Consider the following 15688-nt stretch of genomic DNA (forward strand, 5'->3'; position numbering starts at 1 on the left):
ACGGGCCCGCTGTTCTCGTTTGGGTGAACGGTGATGGCGACGTGATGGCAGGGGCCGCAGTTACGGCGACGCCCGGTCAGCTATGCGGCGTCCGAAACGGCTGATGCTCCACTATCGGGGATGGCTGACGGCGGCGAGGCGTCGTTCAACGCCTGGCACAGCGCGGTGACCGCATCACGGGCGGCGTGCGGGAGCAGATGCCCGTAGATGTTGACCGTGGTCGACAGCGTCGAGTGCCGCAGCGTCTTCGACACGACGGCCAGTGGGACGTTCGAGCTGATCATGATGCTGGCGGCCGTGTGTCGCAGATCGTGCACGCCGATCCGGGGAAGACCAATTTCCGCCGACCTGCGCCGAAGCATGACCAGGAGCTGTTGCGGGCGCAGCGGTGCGCCGTCCGGCTGGCAGAACACGAGTCCTTCGAGCGGGGCGCCCTCCGACAGACTTGCCCGCGCGGCCGCAGCACGCCGCTCCAGCGCGGCGACGACCCGAGCAGACAGGCTGATCCAGTTGCGGCTCGCCTTGGTTTTGGGGTGTCCGAGGTGGAGGTGGTTGTTGTCGACGGCGGTGAGGTTCCACCACACCAGCAGCACCTGCTCGGCCAGGTGCACCTCGGGCCAGTGCAGGCCCAGGAGCTCCCCGCGGCGAAGCCCGGTACCCAGAAGCACCTCGAAGGCATCCGCGAGCTGGTCGCCGTAAGCGTCGTGGTTGTGCCGCAGGAAAGCCGCAGCCTGCGATGGCGTCCAGCAGACCCGCTCGGGAGCGGCGGGGCGGGGCATGACGGCGTAGCGCGCCGGGTTGTCGGCCAGCCGCCGGGTGCGGACCGCGGTGTTCAGGGCGCTGGAGAGGGTGGCGCCGGCCCGGTAGACGCTGGTGCGTCCCCGGCCGCGGGCCAGTTCGGCTTCGTTCCAGGCGGTGATGTGGCGTTCGCGGAGGTCGGACAGCGTGAGTCGGCCGAAAGCCGGGATGAGGTCGTTGTGGACGTGGTCGCGGTACCGAGCGTAGGTGGTGGGCTTGAGCACGTCCTCCTTGGTCCGCAGCCAGCCGGTCAGATACCCAGCCACCGTCAGGTCGCCGTCGAGATTCAGCCCGGTGCGCTCGCACTCGAGAGCGCGCTCCAACGCCTCGCGCGCGGCCCGGCGGGTACGGAAACCGCTGCGGCACCGCTGCCGACGGCGCCCGCCGGTCGACGGCACGTCGAAGGCGTAGGCCCAGGAGCCATGGCGCGTTGAGTGGTTGAGGCTCGGGCACCGCGCACCGAACTGTTTTCCGCTGGCATCGCGACAGCCGCAGCGCCGGTAGATCCGACCACGGTCAGGGTGGGCAGCCACGTGGTTACCTCCATCCAGGAGAGCCTGACCCCACGATGACTGCCGGCGTTCGGAGATGGCAGCTGGCGGAGCATGGCGTTTGAGCTGCCATCACTCCGCCATCACCCGCCACCGTGCGCTGCCGTGAACAGGGCGTTCCCCTTGGTGGTGTGGTAAGTGAGCGGCGCCAGATCGACTTGCGACGAGGTCGAACTTCCAGTAGTCACCTGTTAGAAGGTCTTGCGTCAGTGCTGTCGCGGGATGGGCAGGGGCTCGTGGTGGTGCCAGATCAGTGATCGATTCTCGCGGTGGAGTTCCGCGGATCCCCATTCGAGGCGGACCACGCCGTCGGCCAGGGAGCAGGCGTAGGCGACGAGGACGAGCTTGGTGTCCGGTGAGAGGCGCGCGAGATCCGCATGGGGCTCGTCCTCGTCCGGCAGGTCGATGCCGAGGTCCAGCTCTCCCTGGCGCGGGTCGGGACCATGCCTGCGGATGAGGTCAGCGCGAAGCCCTGACGCACTGCGGAGCCTGGCGGCAGTCACGGGCACGTCCTTCTTCGCGTACCGGTAGCGGAAGATTTCAAGTCCAGTGAGACAGTCGTGACGCTATGAGGTTTGTGGTGCGGGTTCCCTGCGCTTGGCCGGGTCATTGATCCAGGCCGTCTGCGGTATCTCGGGCGGTCGGGGACGACGGCCGAAGCGTTCGGGATGCCGGGCGTATGCCTCGGCGAGGGTGACGGCCCGCTGCTCGCGGACCTCCTCGGCGGTGCCGAAGTGCACGCTGGCAGGTGTGTGAAGGCCGATTCCCGAATGCCGGTGCTCGTGGTTGTAGTACGAGATGAAAGCGTCGAACCATTCCCGGGCATGGGCCAGGGAATCGAACCGCTGTGGGAAGTCGGCCATGTACTTGGTGGTCTTGAACTGGGCCTCGCTGTACGGATTGTCGTTGGAGACCTTGGGCCTGGAGTGGCTTCGGGTGACGCCAAGGTCGATCAGCAGTTGGGAGACCTTTTTTGAGGTCATCGAGGTGCCGCGGTCGGCGTGCACGGTCTCGGGCACGATGCCGTTGCGCTCGATGGCCTCGCGGATCAACTCCTCGGCCCGTTCGGCCGATTCGGCCAGCTCGACGGTGTGGCCGACGATGTAGCGGCTGAAGATGTCGATGATGACGTAGGCGTGGTACCAGATGCCCTTCCCAGGGCCGGCTGCCTTGGTGATGTCCCAGGTGAACACCTGAGAGGGTGCGGTGGCGACCAGTTCGGGCACCGTCTTGGCCGGGTGGGTGGCCTGGCGGCGTCGCTCACCGCACTGCCCGCGTTCGCGCAGGATGCGGTACATCGTGGAGACCGAGCAGTGGTAGCGCCCGGCGTCCAGCTCGCGGGCCCAGATCTGCGCGGGAGGCAGTTCGGCGTACTCGGCGTTGTTCATCAACTCCAGGACCGCTGCCCGCTCTTCGGGTTTCAGGGCTGACGGCTGGAGCTGTGGCCTTCTGGGCTCGCGCGCGGGCGGCGGCTTCAGCCTGCGGTAGTGGGTGGCCCTGGAGCGGCCGGTCAGCCGGCATGCGGCCGTGATGCCCAACTTCTGCTCGATGCCGGTGAACGCCTCGTCCACGACGGGGTCGGCGGCGTGTGTCAGTCCGCGCTCTCGGAGATCATTTCCAAGAGCGCCGACGCTTTTCCCAGCACCTCCAGCGCGGCTTTGTTCCTGGCCAGTTCCTTCTCCAGCCGTTCCACCTGGCGGCGCAGCTTCTCGTTCTCGACCTCGGTGGCGGACTTCTTCGGACGGGCCGGGCTCGTGCGCCGGTCGACCAACTTCTCCAGAGCCCCGGCATCGCGCGCGGCCCGCCACTCGGTGACGTGCGAGTGGTAGAGGCGCTCACGGCGCAGGACCGCGCCCTTCTCGCCTTCGGGCGCGGCGTCGTACTCGGCCACGATCCGCAGCTTGTACTCGGGGCTGAACGTGCGGCGCTTCGGCCTGGGGGCCGGGTGGGGCGCAGACGGGTTGGTGCTGGTCATCAGGGGTGGAACTCCTACTCGGGCCCTCTCAGGCTAACCCGACAAAGCGGGATGTCTCACCCAAGGCTGGCAGAGAGGGTAGGGGTAGACGACATGGTCGGCGACCACTGCGACGGTACGCGCCTGGAGGCGCACCAGCTCGACGCTGGGAAGCTGAGAAAGGCCGGCTGACAGTTCCTCGTACTGTGCGGCATAGAGCCCGTGTCCGTACGCTTCGAGCGTCCGCGTGTGAACGCCTTCGTGGCCGCCTTGGGCACGTTCGTGGGCTCGGACAAGGCATGCGGGCACGATTGTCGTGATCTCGGAGGCGAGGGGGCCGAAGACCGTGCGTGCCCACGGACTGGCGGAGTTTGCGTCCGACATGAGAATCCCCCGATCGATCGTCCTATGACCAACCTCAGGGTCTGACAGTCCGCTGATCGGCACGGTGGATCAAGGGCGCATTGGGGGATCGCAGGGCGTACGGAGCGGGGAGTGCTTTGTGGTGGGGCTGAGAATGGGCCGGTGGGGACCGTCGGCTTGACCGCGTCCACTACTGAGCCCCACCGGCACTCGCCGTACTTCGGCGGCCATCCGAGGCCAGAGCCCGCTGAACGGTCCCCGGGGGATTCCCGGCTCACGGGCTACTGCCCGGGTCGACAGGCCCTCGTTCCGACACAACCGGCGGATCTCAACTCAAGTTCTCCACGCGAATCACCCTGGCTTCATCGGGGCTCCAGCACTGCTGAAGCCCCGATGATCACGAGACCACCAATCGGGCCTCTTCTGGTTCACTGTCCGCGGCCCTCATTTCAGCTGTTGCCGACAGGGCAGGGCGTTCCGTCCTGGATCCGGTGCGCAAACAGGCCCACTCGCATGACCGTCCGGTTCGCAACCCTTGGTCCTCCCTCCCCATGCGCCCGCGCAGGGGTGCGGTAGCGGCCGTACAAAGGGGACAGCAAACCTGTACGGGCGGCTGCCGGTGGAACCCATTTGAGGCCCCAGATGACGTCAGCCGGCGATACTCATCGGGATGCCTGTGGAGGCGAGTGGCTGCTTTCGCGCGCTGAACGCACTGCATGTTCCTCGCTTCGCAAAAGCGATGAGCTCACGCAAACCAGACAACCTAGGCGGCCTCGCATGGCGGCGGTACTTGCCGAAGCAAGGGTGAACTTTCACAAGCATCTCATCGACAGGAACACTCTGTCTCTGTCGCGTGACTGCGTGGCTTCCAATTTCGAAGAGGCCGTGGAAGCCTTCCTGGTGGAGATCTTCCCGATATTCCAGTCCCTCCGCCCGGGTGGCTGGATTGTCGAGAATGTTGGAGGATCGCCCGCCGAATATCAGATCTCGAAATATGAGCCGTTTGCTCACCTGGCCGCTCTTGCAATTGCTATTGAGCAAGACCAGAATCTAACCTCGGTTCTGGGAAATTCTTATGAGATTAGTCCAGATATTCTGGTGTTGCGGAAGCCTGAGTCGGATGCCACGATCGGCCGGGAGCGCGAACTCGTAGATGAAGAATCTGGCCGATATGCTGTCAATGGGAGCGCCAGCCAGGGGCGTTCCATTGTCCATGCGATAGTATCGTGCAAGTGGACTTTGCGTAGCGATCGCGCCCAGAATGCGCGATCAGAGGCGTTGAACGTTATCCGGAATCGCAAGGGACGCACGCCGCACATCGCGGTCGTCGCAGGGGAACCGTCACCCGCCAGGCTCGCATCTCTCGCCCTCGGAACTGGCGACATCGATACGGTGTACCATTTTGCCCTCCCAGAACTGATCCGGGCAGTAGAGAAAACGTGCAACGACGAGGCAAGCGCCATGCTGCACACTTTGATCGCAGGAAACCGCCTTCGTGATATCAGTGACCTTCCGCTAGGCCTGGCGGTCTAGCAGCGCTGCGGAAAAGCCGGGCGCACCGCTATGAACTTGAAAGGCGAAGTTGGCGAATTTGCCAGGCAATTGGGCAACCGTGTGCCGCAAGGGTTTTGCTGTTGTGCCCTGATTGGCCGGGCGTCTGCCGCTGCGACGGCCTGGTGATATCGCCTCGTGTCGGGCTCGATCCGACCGCGGCAGCTGGATTCCATCGGAGCTGCCGCTGCAGGCCCTCACGGTGCAGTGCCCGTCTCAGCAGAGGGTTCGGTGGTCTGCGCCTGTATGGTCGTGTGGGCGGGTCGGCTGCTGTCTGCGTCAGTCGGGCAGGGCGCAGTGCGCCGTACCTAGCCCAGCCACGTTCACTGTTCCATCTGTCCCGGAGGCCTGATGCCTGCGCCCGTCGCTCCTGACACCCTGGACCTGTTCGCCGGGCCCGGCGGCTGGTCTGAGGGCTTGCGCAGTTACCACGGAATCACTGACATCGGGATCGAATGGGACGCTGCGGCCTGCCGGACGCGGGCTGCTGCCGGGCATCCAACTGTCCGTGCAGACGTCGCCCAGATCGCCACGGCGCCTATGGTCGGCCGTATCCGCCGCTTCATCGCGTCTCCGCCGTGTCAGGCCTGGTCCAGGGCGGGCAAGCAGCTAGGGCTCCGGGACCAGCCCCTGGTCCACCAGGCGATCGATGACCTTGCCAGAGACCGGGACACCCGGCCGCAGCTCCTGGCTGCGTGCCAGGACTCCCGCTCCCTACTCGCCGCCGAGCCCATGCGGTACCTCTACGCCCTGCGGCCAGAGGACGCTGTCATGGAAGAGGTCCCCGATGCGCTCCCGCTGTTCCGCCACTACGCCGAGGTGCTTCGGGGCTGGGGCTACAGCACCTGGTGCGGCAACCTGAACGCCGCAGACTTCGGCGTTCCACAGAGCCGACGCCGCGCGATCCTCCTCGCCTCGCGCCTGCGCACCGCCCAGCCTCCCGAGCCCACGCACACCGAATACGGCGAAGAGGGCAACCTCTTCGGGGAGTCCCGGTCCTGTTGGGTCTCCATGGCGGAGGGCATCGGCTGGGGCGCCACCGACCGGCCCGCGCCCACCGTCACCGCCGGCGGCGGCAAGACCGGCGGTGCCGAGCCCTTCCCAACTCAGGCCCGCCGTGCTCTTGCCGAGTCCCGTGGCCGCGGATGCTGGAAGAGCCGCAGCGCCGCCTCCGACACAGCGCGCATCACGGTCCACGAGGCGGGCCTGCTGCAGTCCTTCCCCGGGGACTACCCGTGGCAGGGAACACAGACGAAGCAGTATGAGCAGGCCGGCAACGCCGTGCCGCCACTGCTGGCCGCACACGTGGCTGCGGCGGCATTCGGCCTGCCCCAGCCACGGACCGTGCCAGTGGTAACGGCAGCCTGATGTGGCGGTCCGCATAGACCGGAATGCTTGAGTCCGCGGAAAGCCGGGATCGGGACATCGTGTATGTCGTTGCGGCAGGGGGCGTAGGTGGCGGGCCCAAGCTTTGCGGGTAGGCCCAGACCCCCGCAGGGAGCGGCTCCAGGCCTCCGCGCATCAGGTCAGCGCTCGGCCTTCTCGCCGCTGGTCTCCAGCGGTCCGGGGCAGTGCGAGGAGGACGGTATGCGTGTCCTCGTTCACATCGGCGCGTTGTGCAGGGGCGGGCAGGACTCGGGTCACATCGGTCGGCATGTCAGAGCTCGCGACTACGCTGGCCGCTCCACAGGGATCGTTTGTCCCCGGCGTGCCCTGTAGGTGAGGCTTGGGTGGGGAGATGGAGCGGCAAGGTGCGTCCGAAGGGAGGTAGCTAGTTTGTTCGATATCATGACTATTTTCAGCTCGCTGCCTGGCGCCTCCCATCCCGCAGGCTCGACGTGTGTTGTACGGAGGAAGAATGTCTGCCCTTGAGGTTGTCGAGATCTGCGCAGGAGCAGGGGGGCAGGCCCTTGGCCTCGAAGGGGCAGGATTCGAACACCAGCTCGCAGTCGAGCTCGACCCGAACGCCTGCGACACCCTCAGGCTGAACCGGCCGGCGTGGAAGGTCGCGGAGGGTGATGTCGCGGACGAGTCGGTCTGGAACCCCGAGGAGTACGAAGGGGTCTCGCTGCTGGCAGGAGGTGTCCCCTGCCCGCCGTTCACCATCGCGGGCAAGCAGCTCGGTGCCACCGACGAGCGTGACCTGTTTGCCTGGGCAGTCCAGTTGGCAGGCCGCATCAAGCCCAAGGCGCTCATGCTGGAGAACGTGCGAGGACTCAGTGCCAACCGCTTCTCGGCCTACCGGCAGCACGTCCTGGACACGCTCCGCGACTTCGGCTACGTGGGCGAGTGGAGGCTCCTCCAGGCATCCCAGTTCGGGGTGCCGCAGCTCCGGCCGAGGTTCGTGCTGGTGGCACTCCAGGACGAATACGCAGAGTACTTCCACTGGCCCGAGCCCCTCCCCGGCCCTGCGCCCACCGTCGGTGAGACGCTGAAGGACCTCATGGCAGCCAACGGCTGGGGCGGCGCCGAGGCATGGGCCGCCGAGGCCGACGGCATCGCACCCACGATCGTTGGCGGCTCCAAGAAGCACGGAGGGGCAGACCTTGGCCCCTCCCGAGCCAAGGCGGCCTGGGAGGCTATGGGCGTCAACGCCTGGGGCATTGCCAACGAGGCGCCGAAGCCGGACTTCAAGCCGGCAGTGAGCAAGAAGGGCGAAGTCAGGGGCGGCCCCAAGCTGACCAGCCGCATGGCCGCGCGGATCCAGGGCTTCAGCGACGACTGGGAGTTCTCCGGAGGGAAGACCACCGGATACCGCCAGATCGGCAATGCCTTCCCGCCGCCGGTCGCCAAGGCTGTCGGGCTCTCCATCGCAAGGGCGCTCCGGAAGGAAGGCCAGCCCCGCGAGCGGGTCGAGACCACTCATGACCCGGTTTACCGGCTCCTCCGCGGTAAGAGCGAAGCCATGACCGCAGAGCAGATTGTCGCCGCGCTGGACAAGACCGGTGTCGTCATGGGCATGCACGACGTCGAGCGACGCCTCTCCCACCTCGGCCGAGACTTCCACATCAAAGAGACCGTGGCCGGCCAGGACGGTGCCATGGCTTATCTGCTCCGCGACTTCAAGGCCTTCGTCGGGCAGGAAGACCACGACCGGCACGAACTCTTCAAGGCAAACAAGGCCAAGATCAGCTGAGTCTGATCGACCTGCCGCCCGCAGGCGTCAGCCTGCGGGCGGTCCTGCGCCTGGACACCCCTGCTTGCCCTCCAGACGTCGCCGCTTTCGCTCGGCGAGCTCCCCCCGCCGCGCTACTACGGCGGCTACCACTGCGTCCGCGCATTCCTCAGGCGACTGGTGCGCCCAGAACCGCAGCACGAGCCACCCTTCGTCAGCGAGGCGTTCGTCGGTATCCCGGTCACGGCTGACGTTTCCGCTGATCTTCGACTCCCAATACGAGGGATTGGTCTTCGGCGGAACGAAGTGCTCCGGGCACCCGTGCCAGAAGCACCCGTCGACGAAGACGGCCACCCGTGTGGGACGGAACAGGAGATCAGCCGTCCGCCGCATACCGGGCAGCGGCTTTGCCGCCACCCGGTACCGAAGCCCCTCGGCGTGGACAAGGGAGCGCAGCGCGAGCTCGGGGGACGTGTCCCGGCTCCTGATCGCCTGCATGTTGCGGCGCCTGGCAGCTGAAGAGGCCCATGATCCTGCCGGGGCAACCCATGCGGCAGCATCCGCGCCTACCGCTCCGGCAGCAGCGGTGCCTCGACGACCGGGTCGCTTTCCCGCGCTACCACCCACTTGACGCCCTCCAGTTCCACCCACCGTGCGTCCACATGCTCCAAAGTCCAGGGTGCCAGGCGGACGCTCACGGACTCACCAGCACCTGGCACCGGCAGACCGAGGCCCTCGGCTACCACCTGGTGATTCCCGTACTGCCCGAGAATCACGATTCCCTCCGGCCGGAGCGCCGAGCGGGAGCCACCGTTGTACCGGACCCGCTTCATGAAGTCGTCCTGCTGTGCGACCGTGGCGACCACGCCACGCGAGACGACACGGCCCTGCGTACGCCGGAACAGCTCATGCACCCGTTGTGTGCCGTACCGTGACGCGAAGATCGCGGAGATGTCCTTCTCAGGCAAGCGCAGCAGGATGTTCTCGGGGAGCGGCGCAACCTCGAAGAGCCAGTGAACGGCGGTCTTCCGGGCAATGGCGGTAAGAGACCGCTTGCCGTCCCGGTTTCCTTCCTTCTTGGTAAGCAGTTCCTCGGTGACCCGGAACAGCCCCGCTGACCAGAGCCCAGCCTCATCACTGGCCCACACCCCAAGACACAGATGCCCCATCGCCTCAGGAGGGATCATCCAGCGGCCCAGGTCCTGGGAGTACTTGCAGTCCACATCGATGCCGTCGATCGAGTAGTCCATCTTGTTGCCGTCAGCAAAGTTGAAGGCGCGCTGGAGGTTGATCTCCACGAGGGTGCCGGCATGCGTCTTCTCGGTCTTGTGGAGCTCCTCCCAGCGAAAACGGCCCGTGTGCTGTCCGTCGAGCAGCATGTCGAAGGTACGGCGCAGGGCTGCAGCGAAGATCTCGCCGCACGGGTCCGCCGCCAGGATTCTGGCATGGACGCGGGCCAGTTCCGGATCAGGGGGCGCGACGGAGGAAACGGGGAATAAGGTATCGGCTGACATCATATCAACTCAATTCTTTGAACGGAAGATGTAGGGATCCCGGGAGTTTGTCTCCGGTGCGTGGGCCGGGTCAATCGGACTCGGGTGCGGCGCGCTCAGCGGCTTTGCGCTCCTTGCGCCTTCGCTCGTAGTCGGAAACCGCGGCGGCTGCACCCTCCGCAGGCCATGGCTGGGAGCTGATCAGTTCGTAGGTCACCTCAGTGACGCCGTCCGTCTTCCTGTGGTGCGCGACGATGTCCCAGCCGAGGACGAAACGGATTTCGCGCAGCCGCTTCTTCGGGTCGCCCTTGTGGGTGTCCTGTGCGACTAGTTCGATGAGCTCGACCGGCGTCGGCTTCCTCATCTCCTGGAAGGCGAGGAGCAGTTCGCCGATGCGCTCCCATGGATTCGGGCGGGGGAGCGCTCGCCCAAGAGCCGGGCCGAACGCGTCGAGCGAGGCGAAGAATGCCTGCTTCCCGTGGTTGTGCTCCTCGCACAGCGGCTCCAGGTTCGAGTACACCGTCTTGCCTCCCCACGACTCGGGCACGATGTGGTCGATCTGCAACCGGATACCGTTCTGGGGGCCGCGCCCGCACATCTGGCAGAAGCGGCCCTTCTTGCTGAAGACCTCCGCCTGCAGCCGGGGCGAGATCTTCACGGACGCGGAAGCCGCCTTCTTCCAGCCGAGTAGCTGGTAGATCCACTCTCCGTCACTGGTGCGGCGCCGGCTCTGCACCACGAAGTGGCTCCGGACCTCGCGCAGCCGACGTTGACTGTGCACGTTTGACTTGCCGAAACCTGCTGCGATCGAGCCAGCCACTCCGCCATTGTCGGAGGGCTGTCCTGCCGCATGAGGAGGAACCGACAGGCCTCTGCGGTCTCCTGGCTGCTGAAGAGATCGTCGAGGGACGGATCAGTGGGGTCGGGCAGCGGGCGCTCGCTGTCCACTTCTGCGTGTGTCATTTCTTCCTCCCGCTGAACACGGCGGATTCGAGGGCTCCTTTCCATCTGTACGGCACCCTAGGCCCGCGACGGCCGGGGGTCCCGGGCCTCACCCCCGTGGTTGCCCGTCGAGCAAGGCCGGGGGCTCGAGGTGGCGCAGGAGCTCCCGGATGTCCGCCATGTCCAGGCCGGCGCTGCCGACGGGCTCTTCGACGAGATCTGCGAGCTGGCGCACCTCCGGGTCGTCCAGGATGCTGCCCATGAATTGCAGCTTTGCCTCAAGACGAAGCTGGACCACCTCGTCGATGGTGCCTTCCGCGACAAGGACGGTAACTCTCGTATCCGTTCCGGGGGCCAGGCCCAAGCGGTGGATGCGGTCGAGGCTCTGCAGGAACCGGCCAGCCATGAAATCGCGGTCGACGTAGACCGCGTCGTGGCAGACCTGGTGCAGGCTGATGCCCTCGCCCAGGGTAGCCGGGTTGGAGAGCAACACCATGCAGCCGGGATCCTCGCGGAACCGCCGGATCTCCTCGTCCCGGTCGGCCGTGCCGCCGTGGACGACGGCTGGGGAGTAGGGGGAGAGGAGCTTGGCCAGGGTGGTGATGTTGCGTACGAAGGTGGTCCACACGATCGTCTTGCGGCCCGCTGCCGCGTTCGCGGCGACGATCCGGACGGCCTCCTGGAATTTGGGGGAGAGCTCGTAACTGGGCAGGTCACGCAGAAGCGCATGGAGGGACTCGCCGGCGGCGGCCTCCAGCGCCGGCACCCGGTAGGCGAGCGGCTCGTACGGGCTGCTGCCCTCGACTAGGAGCGCCGGGCTGGTTGCGGCCATGAGCAGGCGCAGTGCTGCCCGCCCGAGGGCTTCGATGTCGTTGCGGGACGCCTCGGCCCGTGGGGAAAAGTTGCCCTTGAGCGCCTCGTACACCTCCCGGTGGATCGGCGGGAGGCTGACGTACCGGACCTTTGGTTCGAACGGGGGCAAGCCAAGCTCGCGCTTGGTGGTGCGGGTGAACAGCGGCCGCAGCACCGTGCTGGCGTAGGCGAGGTCTCCGCCGCGTACAGCGTCGGAGACGACGCGCTTGCCGCGGCCGGGCCAGACGAACGACAGCAGGTTCTCCAGGTCCCGGGCCCCGTTGGGGGCCGGAGTACCGGTGAGGATGAGCCGCCGGGTCGCGGTGGGCCCGAGCGCGAGGCAGGCAGAGCCGTATGTCCCGTTGGCACCGAGCTTCATACGGTGGGCCTCGTCGAGCACCAGCATCGACGGCGCCGTGCCCAGCCAGGACGCGAGCCTGGGTACAGCCCGGGACAGGCGCTCGTAGTTGACCAACAGCACTTCGGCGCCGTAGTCGGGGGTGCGGCCCATGACGGCGATGCGCGGCGGTGTGCGGAAGCAGATCTGGCTCTCGGTCTGCCATGCCTCGTAAGCGGACTTGGGTCCGACGACCAGGAGCCGCTTGGCCAGGCCCTGTTCACGCATGGCGGCATAGACGGCGAGTGAGACGCGGGTCTTGCCGGCTCCGGGGACGCTGAAGTTCGCGCCGTGCCCGAGTGAGAGCAGCTGGGCTGCATCGCGGAGCTGGAAGGGGGTGAGGTCTCCGGTCCAGCCGTCGCCTAGGAGACCCGGCACGTCGCCCGGTGCGACTGCGCTCTGGCTGGCGTCCGCGCCACTGCGGAGGGCCTGCTCGGCCCGCTCGGCGTCGTCGAGGACGCCGGTGACGAGCTGGACCAGCGCCTCCTCCCACTCGACGCCGTCGTGGCGCCAGGAGCCGAGCTCGATGATGCGGTCGAGGAAGTCGTCGAGGTCGAACTCTCCTACCAGCGGCCCGCGCTGGCCACCGGGGGCGATGCGCGCGGCGAGGTCCGCGAAGTCCTGCTCGTGCCCGGGCGTCGTGCGCAGGACAACGCGGGTCCGCGACACGTCGAATGCGATCCGCAGCGATGGCTCCGTCTGGGTATCCGTCACTGCTGCTTCCCTACAGCAGCGTTGAGCCAGGTGAGGCCCTCGCCGGGGAGCGGCATGCTCTTGCCGGCCTCGACGGCAACGCGCCCCATGATGGTGCGCAACTGCAGCAGGGCGTCGTCGAACGCCCCTTCGTCCAGGCTCCCGTTGCCGCGGGCGAGGACGAGGTCGGTGACGCACTGCTCCAGGTCCTTGCAAGCGTCGGCGACGCGGTCGGGGGCGGCGAGGCGCTTCTTCCGGAGCCGGAAGTCCTTGCCGGCGAACTCCAACGCCTCATCGAAGACTTTGCGGGTGCGGTCGAAGACCTCGGCGGCCGCCGTCTGCTCTTCGGGGGTTGCGGCGGCGCCGGCCGTCTTGACGGCCTTGGCCTGCAGGAGGGAGTCGGTGAGCGCCTTGGCCGCGGCGACGCTCCCGCCGGCGGCCTGGACGGTGCGGCCGAGGCCGGGGATGGCCACTGCCGGGGGCACCTGGGCGGGGGCGGGCCTGAGGTCTGCGGGCAGTCGCTGGTCCAGGAAGCGCTCCTGGAAGTCGGGCTGGATGAACCGGACGTCCGTCTTGGCGAACTCCAGCACGATGGCCGCGAGCCGGCCCTCCTTCAGTAGGTCGCCACGCTCCCGGTTGCGCGCGGACTCGGTGTTGTAGGCGCGGTAGAGCTCGAAGAACCGCTCCTTGGCTTCTTCGAAGTCCATGAGGCGCAGCGAGGAGGTTCCGGTGGCGCTACGGCTGATGAGGTCCCGGAGCTGGGCCAGGATCCACAGGTCGCGGTCGCAGGCCGGCGTCGTGGTGTGGAAGTTCCGGGCGATCTCCGGCAGCGGCTTGCCGAGCGCCACCTGCTCCTCCAGGGCTAGCAGGTGGTTGATGTAGGAGTAGTCCCGCCGGGTGTCCGGGCGCAGCTGGAGAGAGAGCTCAACAGCATGGATGTCGCTCCACTCGCAGCTCTCCGGCAGAACGCCGACCCGCATGCTGGTCCGCCCGAGCTCCTTGAGGGCAGCGCGGCGGGTGTTGCCGTTCACGAGGATGCCCTCGTGGGTGATCAGCCCGGGTTCGTTCTGCTGGTACTCGCGCAGGCTCTCCGTCAGGTCCTCGAAGGCCTTGTCGGTCCTCGAGGGGTCGGCCGGCAGTGCCTTCAGCAGGTGGTGGAGGTAATCCTGGCTCTCCGGGCTCCAGGGGTCCTCGGTCAGCGCCCGGTCCCGGGCCGGGTCGTAGGCGCGCTGGGCGCGGACGCGGTGTGTGCCGGGGTTGTAGCGCAGGACCTCGACCGGCATGTCGATGACCTCGATATGGGCGGGCTTCCCGCGCCACTCGACGGTCAGCGTTTCCGGGACGCCGTTTCCGTTGCGCAGCTCCTTCAGCCGGTGCGCCACGAGCTCGCGGTTGCCGGCTGCTTCGTGGGGCCGGCCGAAGTCGATCAACACGGATGTGCTCCTTTGTGCGTGTGAAAGCGATGCCGATACTGCCAGGGCCGGGAACGGGGCGGCACCGGGGGTTCCGCTGCCGCCCCGGCGGGGGACTACAGGAGCATGTCGCGGGCACCGGCGCGCGCCGCCGCAGGCAGGGTGCGGTAGATACCCCAGAGCTTCTCGACCTCGTTGAAGCCGCGGGCGTCCTGCTCCATCCAGGACGACAGCATTTTGCGCTCGTACGTCGACAGCTGTGCCACCGCCGCCGCGAAGGCGCCCAGGTCGGCGCCGGCGTCGCGCCCGCCGACACGGCACCGGTTGCACTCGGTGACCAGCTGCACCTCCGTGCCGCCGCCGGGCAGGGTGACCTGGCGCCGTGCGATGTCCAGGTGGGAGGTGGCGCCGTGGCCGTCGGCGTATGCCTCGCCGTTGCCGATGCCGCAGGTCCGGCACAGGTAGTTGTCATTCAGGAGCACAGCGCGGCGCTGCACCGCTCCCACGGACTCGGCCGCCTTGCGGCCTCCCTTGCCAGGCTGCCATACCGGAACACCCTCACACACGAACCGGTGCTCACTGGGGTCGAGGGCCGGGTCCTCCCTGTTGGTATCGATCTGCCACTCGTGGACGCGGAGCTCCCTCATGCGGCGGTCGACCTGGCTGACCCCCTCGAACGCGATCCGCAGCTGCTCCTTGGTGAACACGCTGCCGACTCCGACCTCCTGTACGAGCCACAGCGCGACGCGCTTCATAGTGCCGAGTCCCTCGTCCGTCCAGGACGGAATTGCCACCATGCTCTCCGGATCCTCTCGTGCACAGCGCAGTGACGACCCTGGTGGGTTGTCAGCGGGCCAGTCCCGCCTGCTCTTCAAGCGAAGCGCACGCCCCGGAGGCAGGGGAAGGCTTCGCTGTCCCCCGGTGTCCCGCTTCTCCCGGTGTCCCGGAGTGTCCCTCTTGCACCGATGACCGTTCAGCTGTCGTAGGCGTTTGCCAAGATGGGATGACACTTCGCCGACCCCTACCTCTAGGGAGTTTCGTTGCCTCCACGCGGACAGATGAAGGCTCTTCCGTCCTCCGTTCCTCCGGCGCGCCGCGAACTCGCCGGGGCAGTGCGGGCCATGCTGCGGGCTACTGGCGGATCGCTGCGCGGCGTCGCAGGTCAGATCCACAGTTCCCGCTCGGTCCTCAACCGGCTCGCGTTGGGGAAGGTCCTGTTCCCCGACACGGACACGGTTCTGAAACTGCACCGGCTCGCTAAGAGCAAGGGCGGTGTTGAAGTGATGACCGAGGATGACCTGCGGGCACTCCTGCAGCGTGTTTCCGACGAATGCGAGTCCGCTTTCGCCACAGACAACATCAGTGCCGCAGTCAACAGGCCGGCGGCGGAGGACGTTGATGAGATGCGCGGCGCATTGGAGGGCGGCACAGTTGCGCCGTTCGATGCGCCGGTCCCCCTCGCCGAGGGGGACCGGGGCCGGGAACGCGCCCCCCGGCCGGCGGGGGCCGGGGGCGAAAAGGTGGGGGACCAGGTAACCGGCCGCAAAGAGCACGCCCGCGGGAAGGT

The 15688-nt window shown here is 67.2% G+C and carries 13 protein-coding genes and 1 pseudogene; 4 read left to right on the forward strand and 10 right to left on the reverse strand.

From position 1 onward, the window contains the following. Window positions 1–80: 80 nt before the first annotated feature. From ACFVHV_RS08600 to ACFVHV_RS08615, 4 genes are all read right to left on the reverse strand, one after another. A complete protein-coding gene (locus ACFVHV_RS08600; RefSeq protein WP_380349965.1) occupies window positions 81–1331 on the reverse strand; it encodes a tyrosine-type recombinase/integrase in 1251 nt (416 codons plus the stop codon). Between the two features lie 224 nt (window positions 1332–1555). Beyond that, window positions 1556–1852 (reverse strand): hypothetical protein, encoded by a 297-nt coding sequence (locus ACFVHV_RS08605; RefSeq protein WP_380349968.1) that lies wholly within the window; start codon window positions 1850–1852, stop codon window positions 1556–1558. Between the two features lie 63 nt (window positions 1853–1915). Beyond that, window positions 1916–2920 carry an IS3 family transposase gene (locus ACFVHV_RS08610; RefSeq protein WP_380349971.1) on the reverse strand — a complete coding sequence of 335 codons (1005 nt, stop codon included), beginning with the start codon at window positions 2918–2920 and terminating at the stop codon, window positions 1916–1918. 20 nt (window positions 2921–2940) lie between these two features. Next, entirely contained in the window at window positions 2941–3324 is a 384-nt protein-coding gene (locus tag ACFVHV_RS08615) for a transposase (RefSeq protein WP_380349974.1), read from the reverse strand. Window positions 3325–4443: 1119 nt separating this feature from the next. On the opposite strand from ACFVHV_RS08615, the gene ACFVHV_RS08620 reads away from it, so the two are divergent. The 3 genes from ACFVHV_RS08620 (at window position 4444) to ACFVHV_RS08630 (ending at window position 8353) form a co-directional block, all read left to right on the forward strand. Next, on the forward strand, window positions 4444–5199 hold the full coding sequence (locus tag ACFVHV_RS08620; protein ID WP_380349976.1) for an NgoMIV family type II restriction endonuclease: 756 nt from the start codon (window positions 4444–4446) through the stop codon (window positions 5197–5199). Window positions 5200–5568: 369 nt separating this feature from the next. Continuing rightward, window positions 5569–6585, forward strand: coding sequence for a DNA cytosine methyltransferase (locus ACFVHV_RS08625; protein WP_380349979.1), 1017 nt, complete (start codon window positions 5569–5571; stop codon window positions 6583–6585). 490 nt (window positions 6586–7075) lie between these two features. Further along, window positions 7076–8353 carry a DNA cytosine methyltransferase gene (locus tag ACFVHV_RS08630; RefSeq protein ID WP_380349982.1) on the forward strand — a complete coding sequence of 426 codons (1278 nt, stop codon included), beginning with the start codon at window positions 7076–7078 and terminating at the stop codon, window positions 8351–8353. Window positions 8354–8380: 27 nt separating this feature from the next. Here the strand turns inward: ACFVHV_RS08630 and ACFVHV_RS08635 are convergent, their stop codons facing one another. From ACFVHV_RS08635 to ACFVHV_RS08660, 6 genes are all read right to left on the reverse strand, one after another. Beyond that, window positions 8381–8959 (reverse strand): very short patch repair endonuclease, encoded by a 579-nt coding sequence (locus ACFVHV_RS08635; RefSeq protein ID WP_380349985.1) that lies wholly within the window; start codon window positions 8957–8959, stop codon window positions 8381–8383. After that, the gene (locus ACFVHV_RS08640; protein WP_380349988.1) at window positions 8899–9846 is read right to left on the reverse strand and encodes a NaeI family type II restriction endonuclease; all 948 of its coding nucleotides are present in this window, start codon (window positions 9844–9846) and stop codon (window positions 8899–8901) included. The genes ACFVHV_RS08635 and ACFVHV_RS08640 overlap by 61 nt, the downstream gene beginning before the upstream one ends. Window positions 9847–9916: 70 nt before the next feature. Next, window positions 9917–10645 (reverse strand): HNH endonuclease, encoded by a 729-nt coding sequence (locus ACFVHV_RS08645; RefSeq protein WP_380349990.1) that lies wholly within the window; start codon window positions 10643–10645, stop codon window positions 9917–9919. 231 nt (window positions 10646–10876) lie between these two features. Then, window positions 10877–12730, reverse strand: a complete 1854-nt coding sequence (locus ACFVHV_RS08650) for a DEAD/DEAH box helicase (RefSeq protein ID WP_380349993.1) — start codon at window positions 12728–12730, stop codon at window positions 10877–10879. Continuing rightward, on the reverse strand, window positions 12727–14142 hold the full coding sequence (locus ACFVHV_RS08655; protein WP_380349996.1) for a transcriptional regulator: 1416 nt from the start codon (window positions 14140–14142) through the stop codon (window positions 12727–12729). The genes ACFVHV_RS08650 and ACFVHV_RS08655 overlap by 4 nt, the downstream gene beginning before the upstream one ends. A gap of 95 nt (window positions 14143–14237) precedes the next feature. Then, window positions 14238–14876 (reverse strand): hypothetical protein, encoded by a 639-nt coding sequence (locus tag ACFVHV_RS08660; protein WP_380349999.1) that lies wholly within the window; start codon window positions 14874–14876, stop codon window positions 14238–14240. A 303-nt stretch (window positions 14877–15179) separates the two neighbouring features. Here ACFVHV_RS08660 and ACFVHV_RS08665 point away from each other — a divergent pair. After that, window positions 15180–15688, forward strand: a pseudogene (locus tag ACFVHV_RS08665) (hypothetical protein); the annotation flags it as partial.

The sequence above is a fragment of the Kitasatospora sp. NPDC127116 genome (genome assembly GCF_042677365.1).
Lineage (GTDB): Bacteria > Actinomycetota > Actinomycetes > Streptomycetales > Streptomycetaceae > Kitasatospora > Kitasatospora lactacystinica.

Excerpts from the sequence above, each read along its gene's own strand:
- ACFVHV_RS08640 (WP_380349988.1), bottom strand. The coding sequence starts at position 9,846 with ATGTCAGCCGATACCTTATTCCCCGTTTCCTCCGTCGCGCCCCCTGAT.
- ACFVHV_RS08630 (WP_380349982.1), top strand. The coding sequence starts at position 7,076 with ATGTCTGCCCTTGAGGTTGTCGAGATCTGCGCAGGAGCAGGGGGGCAG.
- ACFVHV_RS08615 (WP_380349974.1), bottom strand. The coding sequence starts at position 3,324 with ATGACCAGCACCAACCCGTCTGCGCCCCACCCGGCCCCCAGGCCGAAG.
- ACFVHV_RS08620 (WP_380349976.1), top strand. The coding sequence starts at position 4,444 with ATGGCGGCGGTACTTGCCGAAGCAAGGGTGAACTTTCACAAGCATCTC.
- ACFVHV_RS08660 (WP_380349999.1), bottom strand. The coding sequence starts at position 14,876 with ATGAAGCGCGTCGCGCTGTGGCTCGTACAGGAGGTCGGAGTCGGCAGC.
- ACFVHV_RS08625 (WP_380349979.1), top strand. The coding sequence starts at position 5,569 with ATGCCTGCGCCCGTCGCTCCTGACACCCTGGACCTGTTCGCCGGGCCC.